20 protein-coding genes are annotated in these 20858 nt (G+C 67.7%); 12 read left to right on the forward strand and 8 right to left on the reverse strand.

The genetic code is table 11. The annotated features are described in order from the left end of the window. Positions 1–24: 24 nt before the first annotated feature. The 4 genes from LRM18_RS06955 to LRM18_RS06970 all read right to left on the reverse strand — a co-directional run bounded on the left by LRM18_RS06955 (position 25) and on the right by LRM18_RS06970 (position 1908). A complete protein-coding gene (locus LRM18_RS06955; protein WP_191862863.1) occupies positions 25–483 on the reverse strand; it encodes an SRPBCC family protein in 459 nt (152 codons plus the stop codon). Between the two features lie 2 nt (positions 484–485). Beyond that, positions 486–800 (reverse strand): metalloregulator ArsR/SmtB family transcription factor, encoded by a 315-nt coding sequence (locus tag LRM18_RS06960; protein ID WP_005416268.1) that lies wholly within the window; start codon positions 798–800, stop codon positions 486–488. An 11-nt stretch (positions 801–811) separates the two neighbouring features. After that, positions 812–1267: an SRPBCC domain-containing protein gene (locus LRM18_RS06965; RefSeq protein WP_164083617.1), complete on the reverse strand. Its 456-nt coding sequence runs from the start codon at positions 1265–1267 to the stop codon at positions 812–814. A gap of 185 nt (positions 1268–1452) precedes the next feature. Continuing rightward, the gene (locus LRM18_RS06970; protein WP_103283021.1) at positions 1453–1908 is read right to left on the reverse strand and encodes a MarR family winged helix-turn-helix transcriptional regulator; all 456 of its coding nucleotides are present in this window, start codon (positions 1906–1908) and stop codon (positions 1453–1455) included. 80 nt (positions 1909–1988) lie between these two features. Here LRM18_RS06970 and LRM18_RS06975 point away from each other — a divergent pair, with 80 nt between their 5' ends. From LRM18_RS06975 to LRM18_RS06985, 3 genes are all read left to right on the forward strand, one after another. Next, complete coding sequence (locus LRM18_RS06975; protein WP_270952893.1) at positions 1989–3086, forward strand: NAD(P)/FAD-dependent oxidoreductase; 1098 nt, start codon at positions 1989–1991, stop codon at positions 3084–3086. Between the two features lie 121 nt (positions 3087–3207). Continuing rightward, positions 3208–3792, forward strand: a complete 585-nt coding sequence (locus LRM18_RS06980; protein WP_270952895.1) for a TetR/AcrR family transcriptional regulator — start codon at positions 3208–3210, stop codon at positions 3790–3792. A 91-nt stretch (positions 3793–3883) separates the two neighbouring features. After that, the gene (locus LRM18_RS06985) at positions 3884–4384 is read left to right on the forward strand and encodes a hypothetical protein (RefSeq protein WP_270952897.1); all 501 of its coding nucleotides are present in this window, start codon (positions 3884–3886) and stop codon (positions 4382–4384) included. An 11-nt stretch (positions 4385–4395) separates the two neighbouring features. Here LRM18_RS06985 and LRM18_RS06990 read toward each other — a convergent pair whose 3' ends face one another. The 3 genes from LRM18_RS06990 to ftrA all read right to left on the reverse strand — a co-directional run bounded on the left by LRM18_RS06990 (position 4396) and on the right by ftrA (position 6501). Then, entirely contained in the window at positions 4396–4863 is a 468-nt protein-coding gene (locus LRM18_RS06990; protein WP_270952899.1) for a chemotaxis protein CheW, read from the reverse strand. Positions 4864–4970: 107 nt separating this feature from the next. Then, complete coding sequence (locus tag LRM18_RS06995) at positions 4971–5405, reverse strand: BLUF domain-containing protein (RefSeq protein ID WP_049471242.1); 435 nt, start codon at positions 5403–5405, stop codon at positions 4971–4973. Positions 5406–5499: 94 nt separating this feature from the next. Continuing rightward, positions 5500–6501, reverse strand: coding sequence for a transcriptional regulator FtrA (ftrA, locus tag LRM18_RS07000; protein ID WP_270952903.1), 1002 nt, complete (start codon positions 6499–6501; stop codon positions 5500–5502). A gap of 424 nt (positions 6502–6925) precedes the next feature. Here ftrA and LRM18_RS07005 point away from each other — a divergent pair, with 424 nt between their 5' ends. The 9 genes from LRM18_RS07005 (at position 6926) to LRM18_RS07045 (ending at position 17549) form a co-directional block, all read left to right on the forward strand. Continuing rightward, positions 6926–9502, forward strand: a complete 2577-nt coding sequence (locus LRM18_RS07005; RefSeq protein WP_270952904.1) for a TonB-dependent receptor — start codon at positions 6926–6928, stop codon at positions 9500–9502. An 83-nt stretch (positions 9503–9585) separates the two neighbouring features. Continuing rightward, complete coding sequence (gene msuE / locus LRM18_RS07010) at positions 9586–10167, forward strand: FMN reductase (RefSeq protein ID WP_049471246.1); 582 nt, start codon at positions 9586–9588, stop codon at positions 10165–10167. Between the two features lie 156 nt (positions 10168–10323). Next, entirely contained in the window at positions 10324–10686 is a 363-nt protein-coding gene (locus tag LRM18_RS07015) for a DUF3088 family protein (protein WP_049471349.1), read from the forward strand. A gap of 14 nt (positions 10687–10700) precedes the next feature. Then, on the forward strand, positions 10701–11678 hold the full coding sequence (locus LRM18_RS07020) for an MsnO8 family LLM class oxidoreductase (protein ID WP_270952909.1): 978 nt from the start codon (positions 10701–10703) through the stop codon (positions 11676–11678). 18 nt (positions 11679–11696) lie between these two features. Next, positions 11697–13040: an LLM class flavin-dependent oxidoreductase gene (locus LRM18_RS07025; RefSeq protein ID WP_074726013.1), complete on the forward strand. Its 1344-nt coding sequence runs from the start codon at positions 11697–11699 to the stop codon at positions 13038–13040. Between the two features lie 4 nt (positions 13041–13044). Next, positions 13045–14265, forward strand: a complete 1221-nt coding sequence (locus LRM18_RS07030; RefSeq protein ID WP_272576380.1) for a M20 aminoacylase family protein — start codon at positions 13045–13047, stop codon at positions 14263–14265. Continuing rightward, positions 14262–14813, forward strand: a complete 552-nt coding sequence (locus LRM18_RS07035; protein WP_064238307.1) for a GNAT family N-acetyltransferase — start codon at positions 14262–14264, stop codon at positions 14811–14813. Before LRM18_RS07030 ends, LRM18_RS07035 begins: the two co-directional genes overlap by 4 nt. Next, complete coding sequence (locus tag LRM18_RS07040; protein WP_270952914.1) at positions 14810–16555, forward strand: amino acid ABC transporter permease/ATP-binding protein; 1746 nt, start codon at positions 14810–14812, stop codon at positions 16553–16555. Before LRM18_RS07035 ends, LRM18_RS07040 begins: the two co-directional genes overlap by 4 nt. 16 nt (positions 16556–16571) lie before the next feature. Beyond that, on the forward strand, positions 16572–17549 hold the full coding sequence (locus LRM18_RS07045) for an ABC transporter substrate-binding protein (protein WP_270952916.1): 978 nt from the start codon (positions 16572–16574) through the stop codon (positions 17547–17549). 58 nt (positions 17550–17607) lie between these two features. Here LRM18_RS07045 and LRM18_RS07050 read toward each other — a convergent pair whose 3' ends face one another. After that, the gene (locus LRM18_RS07050; protein ID WP_270952918.1) at positions 17608–20727 is read right to left on the reverse strand and encodes a discoidin domain-containing protein; all 3120 of its coding nucleotides are present in this window, start codon (positions 20725–20727) and stop codon (positions 17608–17610) included. Positions 20728–20858 lie beyond the last annotated feature (131 nt).

Genomic DNA, 20858 nt, shown 5'->3' on the forward strand with positions numbered 1-20858 from the left:
TGCACGGGCCAGCCATCCTGACGACTACGCTGGCTTCGCGAACACATCCAGCCCCTTGCCCGTTTCCAGCAGCGACTTCAGGCTGGACAGCACAATCGGCCAGCCCTGGCGGATGCCGGTATCCATGCCGCTACCCGGTTCCAGCTCCTCATGGGTCACCGTCAGCCGCACCATGTCCTGGTAGGGCACGATGTCGAAGGTGACCCGGCTGTAGGCGTCCGGGTCGTCGGCCTGCGAGGCGGCGGCCCAGGTGATGACCAGCCGCGAGGGCGGGGTGCTCTCCACCACCTCGCCGACCAGCTCGACCGAGCGCGTTTCGTTGGCGCGCACGTGCTGCCAGCGCGAGCCGGGCTTCCAGTCCGAGACGTTCTCGTGGCCCCAGTAGCGGCTGGCGATCTCGGGGCGGGTGATGGCCTCGAACACCTTCTGTGGCGTGGAGGCGATATAGATCACGTGGATGAAGCGGGTAGTCTCTGCGGACATCGTCATTCTCCTTCCAGTTCGCGTTTCAGGTCATGCAGCAGGCTGAGGCGCTGCTGCTCGAACTTGCGTACCCAGCGCTCGTAGACTTCATGCAGCGGCACGGGGTTGATGAAGTGCAGCTTTTCGCGGCCACGGCGCACAGTGCTGATCAGGTTGGCGTCTTCCAACAGGCCCAGGTGCTGGGTGACCGATTGCCGGGCCATGTCCAGGTGCTCGCACAGCTGACCGAGGGTCTGACCGTTGTCTTCGCAGAGCAGGTCCAGCAGCGTTCTGCGCGTGGGGTCGGCCAGGGCCTTGAACACCTTGTCTGCATTCATGCGGGGCGTCTTCAGTTCCAGTTGTCGATCCTAATGTCGTGCGGGTTGGGCTGGCCCTTGCCGGTCTCCAGCAGTGCCTTCAGGCTCATCAGGAACACCGCCCACTTGGTGCTGCAGTGGGAGGTGAACTCCACGCGTTCCTTCCAGCCTTCGTGGGTGAACAGCACGATGCAGTAGTCGCCTTCTTGTTTCAGTGCGAAGCGCGCGTGGGTGCCGATCCATTCGGCGGGGCCGGCGAGGAACTTCCAGAGCACCAGCTCGCCGGGAATGAGCTGTACCAGCAGCATTTCCATGGCGCCGATTTCCTGGCCGTTGTTGGTGAATCGGACCTTGACCGTGCCGCCGGCTTCGCGGTCGCCGTGGGTGTCTTCAGCCCACCAGGCCGCCACGCCTTCGGGGGTGGCCAGGGCCTGGTACACCTGGCTTGCGGGGGCTTTGATGCCGACCCGGTGTGCGATATCCACCATTGCAGGTTCCTCGCGATGGGCAGGCAGGCGCCGCCCTTGGGATGGACTATATGCAGGTAAATGCCTGCATGTCAAATCCAGCCCATGGCGTTGCGACCGTGGTAGGGCCGGCCGCTGGCGGGCATGCCAGCTGCGTTGGGTGCCTGCAGTTGCCGGCCAGCGGCCGGCACTACCGGGGCGATGCGTCAGCTCTCCGCGTCCTGCAGGGCGGCATGCAGTTTGTCCGTGATGCGCTGCAGGGCGGCCAGATCATCGGCGGCGAGATGGTCGAGAAAATACTGGCGGACGCCGGCGACGTGCACCGGCCGTGCCGCGCGCAGCTGTGCGTGACCTTCTGCGGTCATGCGGATCAGCACGACGTTGTCGCTGTCGGTATCGCGCTCGATCAGCCCGCGCCCGGCCATGCGGGTCAGCTGGTGCGAGAGGCGCGTCTTGTCCCATTCCAGGTAGTCCAGCAGTTCGCGCTGGCGGCGGCAGCGATCCTTGGCCTGGCTCAGCTCCATCAACACGATGAAGTCCGCCTTGGATAGGCCTGTGCTGCGGGTGATGTCCTGGACGATGCGGCCGGAGGTGATCTCGGCCATGCGCCGGAAGCCGCGCCAGGCGGCCCATTCGTCGGGGGTGATGCGGGGAGAGCTCATGGCCCCACGTTGCCGCGACAGGGTTGACATGTCAACAACTCAAGTCTACGGTTGACGTGTCAACTAATCTGGATCGCGCCATGCAACCCCCTTCCCGCATCGCCATCATCGGCGCAGGCCCCGCTGGCCTGACCGCTGCGCTGATCCTGCATCGCGGCGGCCACCGCGTGCGCGTGTACGAGGGCGAAGCGTCCGGGCAGCAGCGCACGCAGGGCGGCACGCTGGATCTGCACGACGATTCCGGCCAGGTGGCGCTGCAGCGCGCGGGCCTGCTGGAGGCTTTCCGCGCAGTGGCGCGCCACGAGGGGCAGGAGGCGCGAACGGGCGACCCGTGGTCCGGGGTGATCACCACCGGTGGGTTCGGGCCGGAAGGGAGCAAGGACAAGCCAGAGATCGACCGTGGCGATCTGCGCCAACTGCTGATGGATGCGCTGCCGGCGGACGCGGTGCAGTGGGGCCACCGCCTGACCGAGCTCGTCCCTGCACAGGCGGGCGGCCACCGCCTGCACTTCGCCAACGGCGTGGAGCACGAGGCGGACATCGTGATCGGTGCCGATGGCGCGTGGTCGAAAGTGCGCGCGGCGTTGAGTGCGTGCGAGCCGCTGCCAACCGGCATTACCTTCTTCGAGGGTTGGATCGAGCGGCCAGCAGCCGACATCTCAGCGATGGTCGGGCAGGGCAGCCTGTTCTGCTTTGGCGGCGAGGAGGCCCTGTTCGTGCAACGCAACAGCCGTGATCGGCTCTGCGTGTATGCGGCGCTGAAGCGCTCCTCCGAGTGGCTCGATGCACGGATCGCGCAGCACGGCATGCGGGCGCTGGTGACAGGCAGCTATGCCGGGTGGGCCCCGGATCTTCGGCGCGTGCTGGAGGCCTGCACGGACTTCGTGCGGCGGCCGATCTACAGCCTGCCGGCGGATTTCCGCTGGACCCCGCGCGATGGCGTGACCCTGGTCGGTGATGCCGCGCATCTGATGCCGCCAGTGGGCGTGGGCGTGAACCTGGCGATGCTGGACGCGTCGGATGTGGCGATGGCGTTGTGTGCGCAGCCGGATGCGATCAGCGCCCTCCGTGAAGCGGAAGCGCTGGTCTGCGAACGCGCCCGCGCGCTGATGCCGGATGCGATCGAAGGGTTCCAGCGCTGGTTCATTACCGACGAGGCTGCTGACGGCGGTTGCTGACCGCTTCACTGGCAATCGACCGGTTGCCGCGGCGCCGAAGTCGTGCGAATGCGGTGCCGGTCTTTCCGCGCGAACTCCCGGGGGCTTGACAGACGAATCTACCAACTAGTAGATTGAACGCATGGAATCGCTCTCGCCCAAGGCCCAGGAAATCCTGGCCCACGCCCGTGTGCTGCTGGAAGCCGGTGGCTACAACGGCTTCAGCTACGCCGACGTGTCGGCGCGGGTGAACATCAGCAAGGCCAGCATCCATCACCACTTCCCCAGCAAGGCGGACCTGGTACGCACGGTGGTTGAGCTGTACCGGGCCGAGGCGCGCGAGGGCCTGGCGCTGCTGGATCGCCAGCTCGACGACCCGCTGCAGGAACTCAACGCGTATGTGGAGTACTGGTCCAGCTGTATTGCAGGGGGGACGTCCTCGTTCTGCATCTGCGCGATGCTGGCCGCCGAGGCGCCGATGATTCCGCCGGAAATTGCCGAGGAAGTGCGTGGACATTTCGAGGACCTGAGTGGCTGGCTGGCCCTCACCCTGGAAAAGGGTGCGGCGCTTGGGCAACTGCGCCTGCAGGGTTCGGCGGCGGACGAGGCCAAGGCCTTCATGTCATCGGTGCATGGCGCGATGCTGGCCGCGCGCGGTTTCGGTGACGCGGCGACCTTTGCTGCGTTGGCACGGCTGGCCATCGCGCGGGTGAGCGCGGCGACCTGAGCGATGTGTGGTGGGCCTGCGGCGACGCGGGCCTTCTTTTTGAGTCCAATGCCTACCTACTAGTAGGTTCATACTGTTCCGGAGATATCCCATGTCGCACCCTCTGTCCACGCTCGGCGTGATCCATACCGCTGTCAGCCTGATCCCGCTGTTGAGCGGCCTGTATGCGTTCATCCGCCATGGTGCAATCGATCCCGCCACGCGCGCGGGCAAGCTGTACCTGGTGGGGCTGGTGCTGTCGGTGGCCACCTCGTTCACCGTCTCCAGCACCGGGGGGCTCAATCCGGGCCATGCGTTCGGGGTGGTCGTGCTGCTGGTGGCATTCGGCGGCGTGCTGGCCGCGCGGCTGCGCTGGCTGGGGCGCGCCGCGCGTTACCTGTCGACCTTCGCACTGTCGTTCAGCTTCCTGCTCTCGTTGGTGCCCGGCGTCAACGAAACGCTGACCCGCTTGCCGGCAGCGCATCCGATTGCAGCGGCGCCGATGGCCCCGGTGGTGCTGCACACCCTGCTGGCCTGCCTGGTGGTGTTCGTGATCGGCTTTGCCGCGCAGTGCTGGAGGCTGCGAAACCGTGCCTTGGCAGGACGATCCTGAGACGCCGCCGGTCACCCCTGCGTGGCGAGTGCGCCCAGCAGCGCCACCGGTTCGATCAGTGCAGCCGAGCGCGCCGGGTCAAGTTGAATGTGCCGGCTGCAGAAGCCGAACGATCGGCCTGCGGCACGCTCGGGGACGCGTGCGGTCGCGTCGGGTGCCTCAATCTCCAGCACTTCGTCCACGGCCAGCGCCAGGGGTGCGGTGCCGGCGTTGATCAACAGCATGGCCGGGCTGCCACCCTCGAATGCCGGTTGGCCGCTCATGCGGCGCAGGTCGACGACGGGTAACGGTTGCCCACGGACCTCCAGGGTCGCCCTGCCATGGAGGTCTGCAGGGCCGAATCTCTCCGGACCGCGAATTTCGACCGCCGCCTGGACGTCGATGGCGAACAGGACGGTGCCTGCACGCACGACGATGACCTCGAACAGGTCGGCAGGCGATGCGCGTGTTTCCGTTGCAGGGTGGGCGGGTACGGGCATGCGATGGACGTGGCGAAGACGATGGGAAGGGGGATCTAGATGATGACGCCTGAACGCAGCGCGCGGCCGCGGCGGCGTGCGCGTGCAAGGCGACGGTTCAGTGTGTATCAGGCGTTTGCGGGTGGCGCGCCGACGCTGCCGACGCGTGGAAAATGCGGACGGAGCAGGCCGACGAGCTGGTCCATGCCCGGGATGGCGTGGCCGAACTCGTCCCAGCGCGCATTCACCAGGCCGGACACCACGATCTGCCCGGTCTCGATGTGGGTCATCGCCCAGTACGGAACGGCACGCGCGCTGATGGCCATGTCCAGTACCGGGGCGACGGCCGCGTGCGAACGGCTGTCCTGGATGCGGCGCCTGACCGCTGCCAGGCCGTCGGGCGGGCCTTCGATGTACTGGAAAAACCGCTGCCCGTCGACGATCAGCGCACCGGTAACGTCCACCCGGCGGTTGAACGCGGCAGATTGCAAGACGATCTGGCGGAGGGCGTGATTGGACAGCCCAGCCGACATGCGGCTGGAGTAAGCAAATGCATGGAGCATGGAAGGGGCTTCTTGTGACGCACGTCACTATACGCACGCAAGCCCGCACCGTCGTGAGGCTTTGCTCACGCCACGCCTGGCACCGCGCACTGGGTCAACAGCCCACCAGGCGGTCGGCACCGAGACCGCCGCGGTGCTGGTTGCGGTACTCGGCAGGACTGGCGTCGACCTGGCCGCGGAAGTGCCGGCGGAAGGACTCCTGCGAGCCGAAGCCGGCCTGTTCTGCTATCCACTGCAGGGGCCGGTCGGTGGTTTCCAGCAGCTCGCGCGCGAAGGCCACGCGCTCGCGGATCAGCCAGTCGATGGGTGACAGGCCGGTGGCCTCCAGGAACTGCCGCTGCAGCGTGCGCTGGCTGAGCGCGGCCTGCTCGGCGAGGCTGCCGAGCGAGTGCGGCTCGCGCAGGTTGCGGCGCATCCATTCCATCAGCTTTGCCAAGCGGGTGGGCTCGCCGTGGGGAATGGCGCGGCTGACGCGCTGGCTGCGCCCGGCGTCGCGCCACGGCGCCAGCACCAGCCGTTCGGCCACCAGGTTGGCTACGCGCGCGCCGTAATCCTTGCGCACCATGTGCAGCATCATGTCCATGCCGGTGGCCGAGCCGGCCGAAGTGATGATGCTGCCGGTATCCACGTACAGCACATCCTCGCGCACATCGATGCGCGGGAAGTCGCGTGCGAGTGCTTCGGTGAGGCGCCAGTGCGTAGTGGCCTGGCGGCCATCGAGCAGCCCTGCCCAGGCCAGCACGAAGGCGCCGGAGCAGATCGAGGTGATGCGCGCGCCACGGGCATGCGCACGGATCAGTGCATCGAGCAGCGCCTGTGGCGGACGTTCGCTGGGCTCGCGCCAGCCGGGGATGACGATGATGTCGGCGTCATCGACCGTGCTGAGATCGTGGGGCAGCTGCACCTGCGCATTACCGAGCATGCGCAGCGCGCCGGGCTCGCCCGCGCACAGCTGGGTGCGGTACCAGGCCACGCCGAGTTCCGGCCGCACCGGCGCGAACAGGCCAACCGCGCAGCCGAACTCGAACAGCCCCTGGCCGTGGCAGGCGACGATGGCGACGAGCGGTGCGCTGGGATCGGCGGAAGGGCTGGGCATGGCTAGATGCTACGGGCGGCGGTGCGCGGCGCTGAGTGGCGCGCGGGCATGAGGTGATGCCCGTGGAGCATGTGCACGGGTGACATTCCTGGCTTGGGGCGCCCGACGGGGTAGGGTCGACTGTCAGTCGACTATCGCGCGCAGCGCGGGCTTCCAGGCGGTATCGCCAACAGCAGTCGACTAACAGTCGACTCTACCCCGTCGGTTGCCGACCGTCGCCGGTCGCCCACCACCCGCCGCACATCATCCAACGTCGATTGCCCATCGCCGTCCCATGCGCGTGCCGTGCAGGCCTGCCTAACGTCATTACCAGCCGTCATGTGGCTGGCCGGATATGACGGTTGGGTGACGCGATCCCGCCTGTTGCCGCGGGTGAACAGGCCCTTGAATGGAAGCGTGTTTCCGGCCCACCCCACGAGCCCCCATGCCTGCCGCCCACGCCCCTGTCCTGAGCACCCTTGCTGTCCTGATCGCTGCCGTTCTGGCCGCATCGCCTGGCCACGCGGCCGAAGCCGATGCCGATCCCGCTGCCACCGCCGCGACAGCCAACGTGGCTGCGTCCACGCTGGATGCGGTGGTGGTGACCGGTTCGCGTACCAGCACGCGCACCGTGAAGAACAGCTCCACGCCGATCGATGTGATTTCTGCCGAAGACCTGGCCGCCACCGGCCAGGCCAACCTGCTGGAAGCGCTGCAACGTGCGCTGCCGTCGCTGAGCCAGATCGGCGGCTACCAGAGCGACCAGGAGAGCCTGATCCGTGGCTACCAGCTGCGCAACCTGTCACCGGGCTACACGCTGGTACTGGTGAACGGCAAGCGCCGCAATGCCAGCGCCTACGTGAGTGGGGCCAACGGCGGCGGCTTTCCGGGCCACGCCTGGGCTGACCTGGCGCTGATCCCGGTGTCGGCCATCGACCATGTGGAGGTGCTGCGCGATGGTGCGTCGGCCATCTATGGCTCGGACGCGATCACCGGCGTGGTCAACGTGATCCTGAAGTCGCAGGCGCATGGCGGTGACCTGTCGGTTGAGAGCGGGCAGAGCATCGATGGCGACGGTTCGCGCACCAGTGTGCGCGCCAACGTCGGCCTGCCATGGGGCCAGGACGGCTTCGTCAATCTGTCCGGTGAAACCACCCGCCAGCATCATGCGATCCGCAGCCGCCGCTACATCGACGGTTACCTGAGCTACCCGGCGGTGGATGCCAATGGCAATCGGGTGGCGTTGCGCCCGAACAACCGGTTGCCCGCAGGTGCGTCGCCGAACCCGGCCGAGGCCGGCCGCGATGCGGAGGCCAACATCATCCTCAGCTCGCCGTCGTACGCGTTGAAGGCCTTCGCAGTGAATGCGGGCCATGGCCTGGGCGAGAGCGCGCAGTTCTACGCCAACGCCACGGCCAGCGATCGCACCGCGCAGGCGATCCAGAACTTCCGCCTGCCGGCGACCATCTTCACCACCTACAAGGCGCCCGGGGTGCTGAGCGTGTTCCCCGACGGCTTCCTGCCCGTGCTGGAAACCAAGGAAAAGCAGTACACCGGCACTGCGGGCGTGAAAGGGCAGGTGGCAGGCTGGGACTACGACGCCAGCCTGACCGGCAACCGCAGCACGGTGCGCACCTATACCCGCAACTCGGTGAACTACTCGCTGCCGTACCCCGGATCGCCCACTGACTTCTATGACGGCAAGCTGGACTACCAGCAGGGCATCGCCAACCTGGACCTGCGCCGTGGCTTCGAGGTGGCCGCCTTTGCGTCACCGCTGGAAGTGAGCGCAGGCGCCGAGTACCAGCACGAACAGTACGAACGCGGGGCCGGGCAGTGGGAGTCGTACACCGGCTTCGGCGCCGCCGCGTTCGTGGGCTACTCCACCGCCGATGCGGTGAAGGCAACGCGCAACAGCAAGGCGGTCTATGTGGGCGCGGCCAGCAACATCACCTCGCGCTGGTATCTGGATGCGGCTGCACGCTGGGAAGATCATTCCGACTTCGGCAGCGTGTCCACGGGGCGCCTGACCACGCGCTTCGACTTCACCGACGCGTTGGGTGTACGCGCGACGGTCAGCAATGGTTTCCATGCGCCTAGCCTCGGCGCGCAGTACTACCAGGCCACCGGCAGCTGCCCGTGCGGTACCACGCTGGTGGCGCAGGTGTCTTCGCCGGCGGCGATCGCGCTGGGTGCCACGCCGCTGAAGCCCGAGAAAGCCACCAACTACAGCCTGGGCGTGACCTGGGACCCGAGCCCTGCATTTCACCTGGCCGTGGATGCCTACCAGATCGACATCCGCGGCCAGCTCGGCCAGTCCAGCCAGATCGGTTACAACGCGCAGGACCCGGCGCGCATCACCGACAACAGCGGTACGGTGTTGAGTGCGGCGCAGAAGAACACCATCGATGCGCTGCTGGGTTCCGCCGGCATCAGCATCCTGCCGGGTGATGCGTTCTACGCCAGCTACTTCACCAATGTGGGCAATACCCGCACACGCGGTGTCGAGCTGACCCTGGAAGCCAACCAGGACACCGCGTGGGGCAAGCTGCGCTGGAGCTACGCGGCCAACGTCGGGCGTACCACCATCCAGAAGGTGAGCGACATTCCGGCGGCGCTGCAGGGGCTGCCGAACATCAACCTGCTGACCAAGAGCAGCGAATACGCGCTGCGCTTCCGCACGCCCAGCTACACCCAGGTGGCGGGCTTGGGCTGGCAGAACGGGCGCTGGCGCTCGAACCTGGATTTCACCTACTACGGACCGATCAAGCGCCTGAACAACGGCGTGGAGTACAAGCAGCCGCCGGTGCTGGTGACCAATCTCTCCGGCGCCGTGGAGCTGGGCGCAGGCTGGAGTGCGGCGCTGGGCATCAACAACGTGTTCGACAAGCGCACGCGCAAGGTGCCCGCGTATGCACGCAGTGCCACCGATGTGGCGAGCATCGAGACGACCTGGGATTCGGGCGACGTGCTGAGCCGGATCGGGGCGTTCTGGTACGGGCGGATCAACTACCGGTTCTGAGACGGGAAGCAGCCGGGCATGGCTCGGCTCTACATAACGCGAAAGGCGGCCGGACAGGGTCCGCCATCATCGAGGAGCAGTTCATGTCTTCTGCATTGAGGGTGGTTGCATTGGTGGGCTCACCGGCCAGTTCGGCGACATCGCGCACGCTGCTGCTGGTGCGGCATCTGCTGGCGTCGCTGCAGCAGCGGGTGCACGCCAGCGTGGAGCGGGTGGAGCTGGCGCCGATCGCCCGCTCGTTGGGGCAGTCGTTGTCGCGCGATGAAGCGGAGCCGGCGGTGGAGCAGGCGCTGCAGACCATCGAGGGCGCTGGCCTGCTGGTGGTGGCCGCGCCGGTGTACCGCGGATCGTACCCGGGACTGTTCAAGCACCTGGTCGACTTCATCGGGCTGGAGGCGCTGGTGGATACACCGGTGCTGCTGGCCGCGACCGGGGGCAGCGAGCGCCATGCGCTGGTGATCGACCACCAGTTGCGGCCGTTGTTCAGTTTCCTGCAGGCGCACACGCTGCCGATCGGGGTGTATGCCACGCCGGCTGACTTCGACGGCGAGCACGTCAGCAGCGCGGCCCTGCAGGCGCGTATCGCGCTGGCGACCGAGCGTGCCGCCGCGCATCTGGCCACGCAGGGACTGGCGCCGCCGACGCCGCTGCGGCGCATTGCCTGAGGCCATAACCGACGGCGCTTTTCTTATGGCGAAGGCGCATCTGCATGGCCGGATCTGACCGTCGATTGTCGCCAGGCATCGCCGCCGCAACCGCTGGCATCTCTAGCATCGATATCGAAGCGGCATCGCATGGCCGCCCAAGATGAGGACCCCCCAATGACGCTCGACGCAGCAAGCAAACCCATCCTGTTCCTGCTGGACCGCGAGTTCGAGGACGGTCAGATTCCCGGCCAGCGTTTCTTCTGCCGGCACAGCCTGCTGCTGGAAGGTGCGCTGTCGAGCATCGAGGGCCTCGACGCGCAGCTGGACGTACGTCGCATCGGCTTCGCACGGCCGCGTCGCGAGGTGATCGCGGAGATTGGCGAGCAGGACCAGTCGCTGCCGAAGCTGGTGCTGCCGCAGGGCGTGCACAGCGCGCTGGCCAGTGGTGCCCACAAGGATCGCCAGTACGTCTCCGGTGCCGAGCCGATCCTGGCGGCGCTGAACGGGTTGCTCGGCATCCCGGTGGCCCATCCCTGAGCGAGGACGCGTCAATGAGCTACCTGATCAGCGTATTGGACAAGAGCCCGGTGGCCGACGGGGCCTCGCCGGAGCAGGCACTGCGCAACAGCCTGCTGCTGGCGCAGCGCGCCGAGCAGCTGGGCTATCACCGCTACTGGTTTGCCGAACACCACGCCGCGCCGACCCTGGCCAGCCCTGCGCCGGAGGTGCTGGCCGCCTGGGTGCTGGCGCAGACCCGGCGCATCCGCATCGGCAGCGGCGGGGTCATGCTGCGCCACTACGCGCCTTACAAGGTGGCCGAGAACTTCAACCTGCTGGCGGCGTTGGCGCCGGGACGCGTGGACCTGGGCGTGGGCAAGGCACCCGGCGGCCTGCCGGCATCGACCGCCGCGCTGGCGGCAGGGCGCCCGGCGTTTGCCGACTTCGACCAGCAACTGCGCGATCTTGAAGGCTATCTTTCCGGTGCCGAAAGCGAGGTGCTGGCGCGGCCGGTTCCACAACAGGCACCGGAGCGGTTCCTGCTGGGTGCCAGTCCGCAGAGCGCGCGGCAGGCGGCCGCGCTGGGCTGGCGCTTCGTGTACGCCGCGCACTTCGATGGTGACCCGAAGCACATCGAGGCCGCGTTCGGTGCCTATCGCAGTGCCGCTACGCAGCCCCCGCTGCTGGCCACGGTGGCCTTTGCTGCCCCGACGGCCGAAGCCGCTGCACGTCACATCGGCGCACTGCGCGTCTACAAGCTGCACCTTGGCCCGGGGCAGGCGGTGAACCTGCCCAGCCCCGAGGCGGCTGCCGAGTATGCACGCCAGGTGGGCGTGGCGGACTTCCGCATCGAGGAAACACGGCCCAGCGTGCTGTCCGGCGATGCGCAACAGGTACGCGACGAACTGGATGCGCTGCACCGACGCTTCGGCGTGGGCGAGTTCATCCTCGATGCGCCGGTGGCCGACCTCGATGCACGCCTGACATCCCTCGAACTGCTGTCGCCTGCGCCACGCGCGGCGGTGGCCTGACCCGCAGGAGCGATTCCCATGAGCACGACCCCGCGCCACATTCCGTTCGGCATCATGCTGCAGGGCCCTGGCAGCCACATGCACGCCTGGAAGCACCCGTCCAATCCGGCCGATGCCAGCGTCAACCTGCAGTTCTACATCGACATTGCGCGCACCGCCGAAGACAACGGCATCGCCTTCGGCTTCGTGGCCGACGGCCTGTACATCAACGAGAAGTCGATTCCGCACTTCCTCAACCGTTTCGAGCCGATCTCGCTGCTGTCGGCGTTGGCCACGGCGACGAAGAAGATCGGCCTGGCCGGTACGCTGTCGACGTCCTACAGCGATCCTTTCACCGTCGCCCGTCAATTCGCCTCACTGGACCTGCTCAGCGGCGGCCGCGCCGGCTGGAACGTGGTGACCTCGCCACTGGAAGGTTCCGGCCGCAACTACGGCCGCCCCCATCCGGAGCATGCGCTGCGCTACCAGATCGCCGACGAATACCTGGAGGTGGTGCAGGGACTGTGGGATTCGTGGGATGACGACGCGTTCGTGCGCGAGCGCGACAGCGGCACGTTCTTCGCACCGGAGAAATTCCGCCGGCTCGACCACAAGGGCCGCTTCTTCCAGGTGGAAGGGCCGCTCAACATCCAGCGTTCGCCACAGGGCCAGCCCGTGATCTTCCAGGCCGGGTCGTCCGATGACGGCATCGCGCTGGCCGGCAAGTACGCCGATGCGGTGTTCACCCATTCGCCGTCGCTGGAAGAAACCCGCGCGTTCACCCAGAAGGTGAAGAACTCGGCGATCGCGCATGGCCGTAGCGGCAACGACGTGAAGATCTTCCCAGGCATCGGCCCCATCGTCGGCCGCACGGCCGAGGAGGCCGAGGCCAAGTACCAGGCAATTGCCGCACTGGCGACGCTGGAGGATGCGCTGGCCTATCTGGGCCGGTTCTTCGACCACCATGATTTCAGCCAGTACGACCCTGACGCGCCGTTCCCCGAACTGGGCGATATCGGCAGCAATTCGTTCCGCTCCACCACTGATCGCATCAAGCAGGATGCGCGCGAGAAGGGGCTGAGCCTGCGCCAGGTGGCATTGGAAGCAGTGAGCCCGCGACCCAACTTCATCGGTACACCGGAGCACGTGGCCGATGAGTTGATCCGCTGGTTCGATGCCGGTGCCAGCGATGGCTTCATCCTGGGCTTTGCCGCGCAACGCGAGGGCCTGGACGATTTCGTGACCCAGGTATTGCCGATCCTGCAGGCGCGCGGCTACCACCAGCGCGAGCTGGAAGGGCAGACCCTGCGCGAGCATCTGGGCCTGCCGTACAAGGCCAGCCGGTATGCGACCGACGCCGAACCGGCGCGGAAGGTGGGGTAGGGCAATGAGCGGAGAAACTGCGGTAGCACCGGGCCAGGCCCGGCGGAGTTCCCCAGCGATTGGCGTGTTGCCGGAGATCGCGGCGCGCGCCGAGGCTGCCATCACGATCCGCCATGACCTGCACCGGCACCCGGAGCTGGCCTTCGAAGAGCATCGCACCAGCGCCCGCGTGGCCGAACTTCTGCAGCAATGGGGTTATGACGTGGCCACCGGCCTCGGTGGCACCGGCGTGGTCGGCACGCTGCAACGCGGGCAGGGCAGTCGTCGGCTGGGGCTGCGTGCGGACATCGATGCCTTGCCGATCCACGAAGACTCCGGGCTGGCCTACGCCAGCCAGACCGACGGGCTGATGCATGCCTGCGGTCACGATGGTCACACCGCCATCCTGCTGTCCGCCGCGCATTACCTGGCCCATCACGGCAATATCGACGGCACCTTGCAGCTGGTGTTCCAGCCTGCGGAAGAAACCGGTTCGGGTGCATCGAAGATGATCGCCGACGGCCTGTTCGAGCGCTTCCCGGTGGATGCGATCTATGGGCTGCACAACTGGCCTGGCGTACCGGTCGGCCACTTCGGCTTCGTCGACGGCCCAGCGATGGCGTCGGTTGACTGGGCGCGGCTGAAAGTGATCGGCAAGGGCGGCCACGGGGCCGAGCCGCAGGGCAGCGTGGACCCGATCCTGGTCGCCGCGCACATCATCACGGCATTGCAGAGTGTGGTGTCGCGCAATGTCGATCCGCGGCAGATGGGTGTGGTGACCGTCGGTTCGATCCACGGTGGGCAGGCCGCCAATGTGATTCCGGACGTGGTCGAGCTGAAGCTGACCGTGCGCGCCTACCTGCCCGAGGTGCGCGACACGCTGCGACGCCGGGTCACGGAACTTGCCGAGCACACCGCCGCTGCGTTCGGCGCGCGCGCCGAGATTGAATTCCCGCGAGGCTTCCCCAGCGTGATCAACCACCCGCAGCAGACCGCCTACGTCCGCAAGGTGGCGGTGCACGGCTTCGGCGCCGGCCAGGTGGTGCCCGACTTCGCGCCGCGCACCGCCAGCGAGGATTTCGCGTTCCTGCTGCAGGCGCGGCCGGGCAGTTTCGTGTTCGTCGGCAACGGTGACAGTGCACCGCTGCACAGCCCACGCTATGTGTTCAACGACGCGGCCATTGCCCCCGCCGCCAGCCTGTGGGCGCGGCTGGCCGAAGACTACCTGGTGAAGGACGCGACATGAGCCACGACGAACGCTTCCTCTATACCTCGGTCGATGACCCGCTGGCGCGGCCGCTGTTCGATGGCCTGGAGCAGGAATACGACAGTCGCTACGCCGATGTGCGTCGACGCATCGGCGGCAGCGCCCGCGAGGAACTGCAGCGCTACCCGGCGCAGGCATTTGCCGCGCCGGTAGGGGCCTTCGTACTGTTGCTGCGCGATGGTGTGGCGATCTCCGGCGGTGCCTTCATGCCGCACCGCGATCCGGACACCGCCGAGTTCAAGCGTATCTGGACGCTGCCCGGGCTGCGCCGGCAGGGCATCGCCCGGCGCGTGCTGCAGGAACTGGAAGAGCAGGCGGCGCGCCAGGGCTATCGGCGCGTGTTCCTGACCACCGGCTTCCGCCAGCCCGAGGCGGTCGGCCTTTACCTCAGCCACGGCTACACCGCGCTGTTCGACCTGGACGCGGACCCGGAATCCATCGCGCACCTGCCGTTCGAGAAACACCTGCGGGCGCCCGCGCCTGTCGTTGCGCCTGTGCAGGCGGTACTGCACGGGGTCCATGCATGAGCACGCCCTCGACTGCGCTGGATGGGATCGGGACACGGCCGGCACCCGCACCGGCCTTGAAGATCGTGCCGGCCCGGCACCCGCTGCAGGTGGTCGGCACGGTATTGGCGCTGGCGCTGATCCTGATCGGGCTGCAATCGGTGCTGGGCAATCCGCGCTGGGGCTGGGGCACCTTCGCCGAGTGGTTCTTCGCACGCCCGGTGCTGGAAGGCCTGGGCCGGACGCTGCTGCTGACCGCACTCGGTACCGGCCTCGGTTTTGCGCTGGGCACCCTGCTTGCGCTGGCACGGGTGTCCGGCTCACCCCTGTTGTCAGCGGTGTCGTGGGGGTATGTGTGGTTGTTCCGCTCGATCCCGCTGCTGGTGTTGCTGCTGCTGCTGAACAACCTGGGCTACCTGTACAGCACCATCGAGCTGGGCGTTCCGTTCACCGGCATCAGCCTGTTCTCGTACCCCACCACGCAGCTGATCGGCGTGTTCACCGCCGCGGTACTGGGGCTGACCCTGAACCAGGCCGCGTTCTCGGCCGAAGTGATCCGCGGTGGCATCCTCTCGGTCGATCATGGCCAGTATGAGGCGGCCGCCGCGCTCGGGCTGCCGCGTGCGCGCCAGGTGCGGCGCATCATCCTGCCGCAGGCGATGCGTTCGATCCTGCCGGCCGCGTTCAACGATGTGATCGGCCTGGCCAAGAGCACCTCGGTGGTTTACGTGCTGGCGCTGCCGGAGCTGTTCTACACCGTCCAGGTGATCTACCGGCGCAACCTGGAAGTGGTGCCGCTGCTGATGGTGGCCACGGTCTGGTACCTGGTGATCCTGACCGCGCTGTCGCTGCTGCAGCGCCGCGTGGAGCAGCGCTTCGCACGCGGGCAGCTGCAACGCGAACGTTCGGTGTCGCGGGTGTCATCACCGCAGCGCCGGTCCGGTGATGGTGCGCCCCGCGTGATCAACCGCCCGCGCATCGCCACCCAGGTGGAAGCGGGTGACGGGGCGGCGGTGTCGCTGCACGGCGTGGGCAAGGTGTTTGGCGATCAGCCGGTGCTGGAAGACGTGCACCTGGACCTGCGTGCCGGCAGCGTGACCGTGCTGATCGGCCCGTCCGGCGCCGGCAAGTCCACGTTGCTGCGGCTGATCAACCACCTGGAACGCGCCGACAGCGGCTACGTGACCGTCGGTGGCCAGCTGATCGGCTACCGTCGCGATGGCGACACCCTGTACGAGCTGCCCGAACGCGAGATCCGCCGCCGGCGCGCCGAAGTGGGCATGGTGTTCCAGGGCTTCAACCTGTTCCCGCACCTGACCGCGCTGGAGAACATCATCGAAGCGCCGATCGCAGTACGCGCTGTGCCGCGCGCGCAGGCCGAGCAGCAGGCGCGCACGCTGCTGGAGCGGGTCGGCCTGGCCGACAAGGCCGATGCCTTCCCGCGCCAGCTGTCCGGTGGCCAGCAGCAGCGCATCGCGATCGCCCGTGCGCTGGCGTTGCAGCCAAAGGTACTGCTGTTCGATGAGCCGACCTCGGCGCTGGACCCGGAGCTGGTGGCCGAAGTGCTGAGCGTGATCGAAGAGCTGGCCCGTTCCGGCACCACGCTGGTGATCGTCACCCATGAACTGGGCTTCGCCCGCCGCGTGGCTGACCACGTGGTGATGATGGACCAGGGACGGGTGATCGAGCAGGGCACGCCCGAGGCCCTGTTCGAGCGCCCGCGCCAGCAACGCACCGCCGATTTCCTGGCCAAGACCCTGTAACCCCGGAAGGAACACCATGAGCCCTGCAGCACCGCGTCGCCCCTCGCGCAGCACCCTGTTGATCGTGGGGGTGCTGGTCATCGGCATCGCCGGCATCGTCTACTCGCGCGTGCGCCAGGCCCCGGAGGCTGCCGCTGTGGCCGCGACCAGCCTGGCCGGTACCAACACCGCCGTGCTGAAGGGCACGCTCGACCCGAAGGCGCAGGCCTTGATCCCTGCGGGCTACCGCTTCGTCACGCCGGGCGCATTCACTGTGGCGACCCACCCGGGGCAGCTACCGCTGGCCGACTACGGCGCCGACAGCAAGGACGTGGTCGGCATCGAACCGGACATCGCGCGGCTGATCGCGGATGCGTTGGGCCTGAAGCTGGTGATCGTGCCGGTGGCCTGGGCCGACTGGCCACTGGGGCTGGAGTCGGGCAAGTACGATGCGGTGCTGTCGAACGTGACGGTCACCGAGGAACGCAAGAAGAAGTTCGATTTCTCCAGCTATCGTTACGACCTGCTGGGCATCTACACGCGCAGCGACGGGCCCATCCATAAAATCGAAAAGCCCGCCGATGTGGCCGGGCTGAAGGTGGTGGTCGGTGCCAGCACCAACCAGGACCAGATCCTGCGCCAGTGGGACCAGCAGAACATCGCGGCGGGATTGAAGCCCGTGGAATACCAGTACTTCGATGACGCGGTGGTCGGGCGATTGGCGGTGATCACCGGCCGCGCCGATGTCTCGTTCGAGCCCAATGCTACCGGCGCCTATTCGGCGCGCGACGGCAAGGTGCGGCGCGTGGGCCTGTTCCCTGGCGGCTGGCCGAATGCCGCAGCGATCTCGGTGACCACGCGCAAGGGCAGCGGCCTGGCCGACGCGGTGACACAGGCGCTGAACACCCAGATCGGCAGCGGCACCTACGCGCAGGCGCTGGCACGCTGGAATGTGGCCGAGGAAGCCGTGCCACAGTCGCAGACCAATCCGCCGGGGTTGCCGACGCTGCAATGACACCGGGCGTGGCCCGGGCGACCCCCGCTCTTGTAGAGCCAAGCCATGCTCGGCTGCTTCACCAGCGCGCCTCCAGCGTTTTGAACGGCTTCGCCAGGCGCACGCCCTCGGCATCGAAGTCGGAAACGCTGCGCCCATCCACACGCACCGTCTTCGGCATCGTCCGCTGCGGCCACCACACCTTCACCGCCGTCCCGCTGCGCAGGCCCTTGCCCAGCGCCACCGTCAACACGCCGTCGCGCTGCCGCGCCTGCATCTGCAAGGTGCCATACGCCGTCGGCAGGCGTTCCACCGCCAATCCATCGCCCGCCACCCACGCGGGGGGCGTGCCCGGCAGCAGCGACAGCGCATCATCGTCTTCGCGCATCAGCATGCCGAACAGCGTGCGGCCATATTCGGCGCCGATCCAGGTATGCGGCATGTCGCCCAGGTAGCGCGGGAAGCGCAGGCGTGAGTGCACGACCTCGGCCAGCACCTGCCACTCGAGCGGACGCCGGTCATGCAGCAGCCCCTGCAGCAGCTCATCGGCCGCCTGCGGCTGGCCCAGATGCACATAGCTCAGCACGTTGCGGATCTCGTACGGGGTATAGGCGTACAGCGCACCGGGCTGGCTGCGCTTGCGCACGTCATCCAGATAACGTGCGAAGGTGGTCCGCAGTGCCTCGGCCGGCAGTACGCTCTGCGCGCCGGTCGGGTCCAATGCAATCGAGACGCCGGTGGGGTCACCATCGCCAAGATCGGCCGACGACGGAATGAAGTCGATGCCCTTCCACGCCATCGTTGCCCGGATCGAGGCATGCAGTGCGTCGTACAGCAGCTTGTATTGCTCGCGCGCCCAGGCAGCGGTCTGGTGGTCGCCCAGGGCCTCGGCCAGCCACGCGCCGTCGTGCCAGCCCTTCAGGCCCCAATAGTCATCCCAATAGCTGTGGGTGGGTGATGGATAGCCCTCATGGCTGATCGACGGCGCAAGGATGCCCGCAAACCGTTCCGGCGAAGGCTGGTCAGCCTTGTAACCGGGCACCAGCGTGCGCTCGCGCAGTTCCTGCAGGAAGTGCAGCGCGGCTTTCACCTTGGGCAGGTAGGCGCGCACTGTTTCTGGCCCACCATCCAGGCGTGCAACGTCGGCCACCAGAGCGACGTACTGGCCCTGGCTGTCGTACTCGATGTCCGAGCCGAAGCCGGTGTTGACGCTGCCATCGTCGTTGAGGATCGGCGAGACCAGGCCGTTGGCATGCACGCCGTGTTCGCTGTACCAGGCCAGGTAGTCGCGCGCGACACGCGCTTCACCCATGCGCAGCAGCACCGCCGAGGTGGCCATGCCGTCGCGGATGAAGGAGCGGTTGTAGTTGCGCGGCCCCGGCTGCATGGCCGGGCCGGTCTGGTTGATCAGCATGTAGGCGGCCTGTGCGCGCAGCATGTCGACCAGCGAGGGATCGGGCAGGCGCAGGCCGACCTGGCCCAGCCGTGCCTGCCAGTCGGCGGAGGCCTGCGTGGCCAGCACGTCGAACGCGGCATTGGCATCGTCGGGCAGCGCAGCCAGATCAAGCGCGGGTGCTTCGGGCAGCATGCCGTTGGCATCGGCGGCGGCAGTGCCCAGCGGGAACGCGACCACGATGGCGTCGCTGCTGCCCGGTGCCAGCGACACCCGGTAGTTCAACGCAGCCGAGGCAAGGCCCTGGTCATCACGCGCCTGCTGCGTGGAAGGCAGTTGGCCGGCAGCGATGTTCGCGGTGATTTCCGTTGCGCCGTCGTCGCCGAACGGCGCCGCGCCGGATGCGGTCACTGGCGTAAGCGACTGCAGCAGCGTGCGCTCGTTGATGCGCACGGCCTGCCCATCGACGGCGGCCTCGCGGATCGGTGACAGCCCGCCGTTCTGCCACGGCGGGTTCATCTGCATCGGGCGCACGACCAGGCTGAGCGTGCCATCGATCCGGCTGCTGCCGGTGTTGTGCAGGCGATGGCGCACGAAGGTGACCGGTTGCCCGTCGCGCTGGAGCGCGAAGGCCTCGCTGCGCAGCTCCAGCCCGGGTTGCGGCGACCAGGTGGCCGAAGGCATCGGCTTCCAGCCATCGCGCAGGGCGTGGTGCACGGGGCGTTCGGCGGCGCCCGCCGCGCGGCCATCGGCACCGCGCCAGATGGGCTGCACCAGCGGTGCGCCCTTGTAGGCTTCGATGTTGCCGTACTCGTCGAAGATCGATTTCTGTCGCCCGGCGTGCACGCCGACGGCGGTCCAGTAGGTCTGCTGCATCTGCAGTGACGCCGGGAACAGCCCGCGCTGCGCGCCGCTGGCGGCGATCTGGTACTGCTTCATGGGCGTCATCACCGCCTTCGGGCCCAGCAGGCGCAACCGCGCGGCCCGGGGTGCAGCGCCGTCCACGCTCAGCCGGAACGCACGCACCGGTTGCGCCACAGTGGCGGCCAGCCAGCTTTGCCGATGGTTGGCGGCCTGCGCATCCTGTGCCCAGTCGTGCCAGCGACCGTTGCTGTCCTGCGCCTGCAATCGGGCAGCGCCACGCGCACCATCGGCCCACTCGACCAGCAGGCCGGCAGTGGGCTGGGCGCGGGGCAAGGTGATCTCGAGCGCATGGGCGCCTGCCTTCCCGACGGGAATCGCGACGGCAGCGCCGCCCTGCCACAGCGCGGCTGCCTGCGTTGCATCCACACCGCTGACGCGTGCGCTGAGCGTGCTGTCCAGTGGCTCCATCTCGAAGAGGGACACGCCCCAGTCGGAGGTCCGCTGCGGGCTGGCCAGCCGCACGTAGCGCGCCTGGCGCGGCGCGAAGTACAGCGTTTCCACGTCGCCCAGTGAATCGGCCATCGTGTATGCGGTCTGCCACTGCGTGCCGTCCAGGGAGGTCTGCAGCGAATAGCCTTCCGGATTGGAGACATCCCAGGTGAGGCGCACGCCGGCCAGCAGCGTGGGCGTGCCCAGGTCGATCTGGAACCAGTGGCCGGGGCTGAAGGCGCCGCCGGTCACGGTCTTCGGGTCGCCGTCGATCAGGTGGCCGATCGCCATTGCCGGCACCTGCTGCGAGGAACTGCTGGCCTGCCATTGGCTGCGCGGCGGGAGCGTCTGGGCCTGTGCGGAGGACGCCAGGGCGAAGAGCAACAGGGCGGCGGCAGGGCGCAACGGGACATGCAGGGTGGAGACCTTGGAGCGTTCGGCGCGCAACGTCATTACGGACTGCCTCGCAGGTTCGGCCGGAATCGGGCGAGCGCTACGCTAGCAAGGGATGTAATCGGTTACATGACGCACTGCAGCGGCGCTGGATGCTGGCGCTGCCATCACGGGAGGGCTGACGGATGTGG

Origin of the sequence: Stenotrophomonas sp. PI_27 (assembly GCF_027854495.1) — a bacterium.
GTDB lineage: Bacteria > Pseudomonadota > Gammaproteobacteria > Xanthomonadales > Xanthomonadaceae > Stenotrophomonas > Stenotrophomonas pavanii.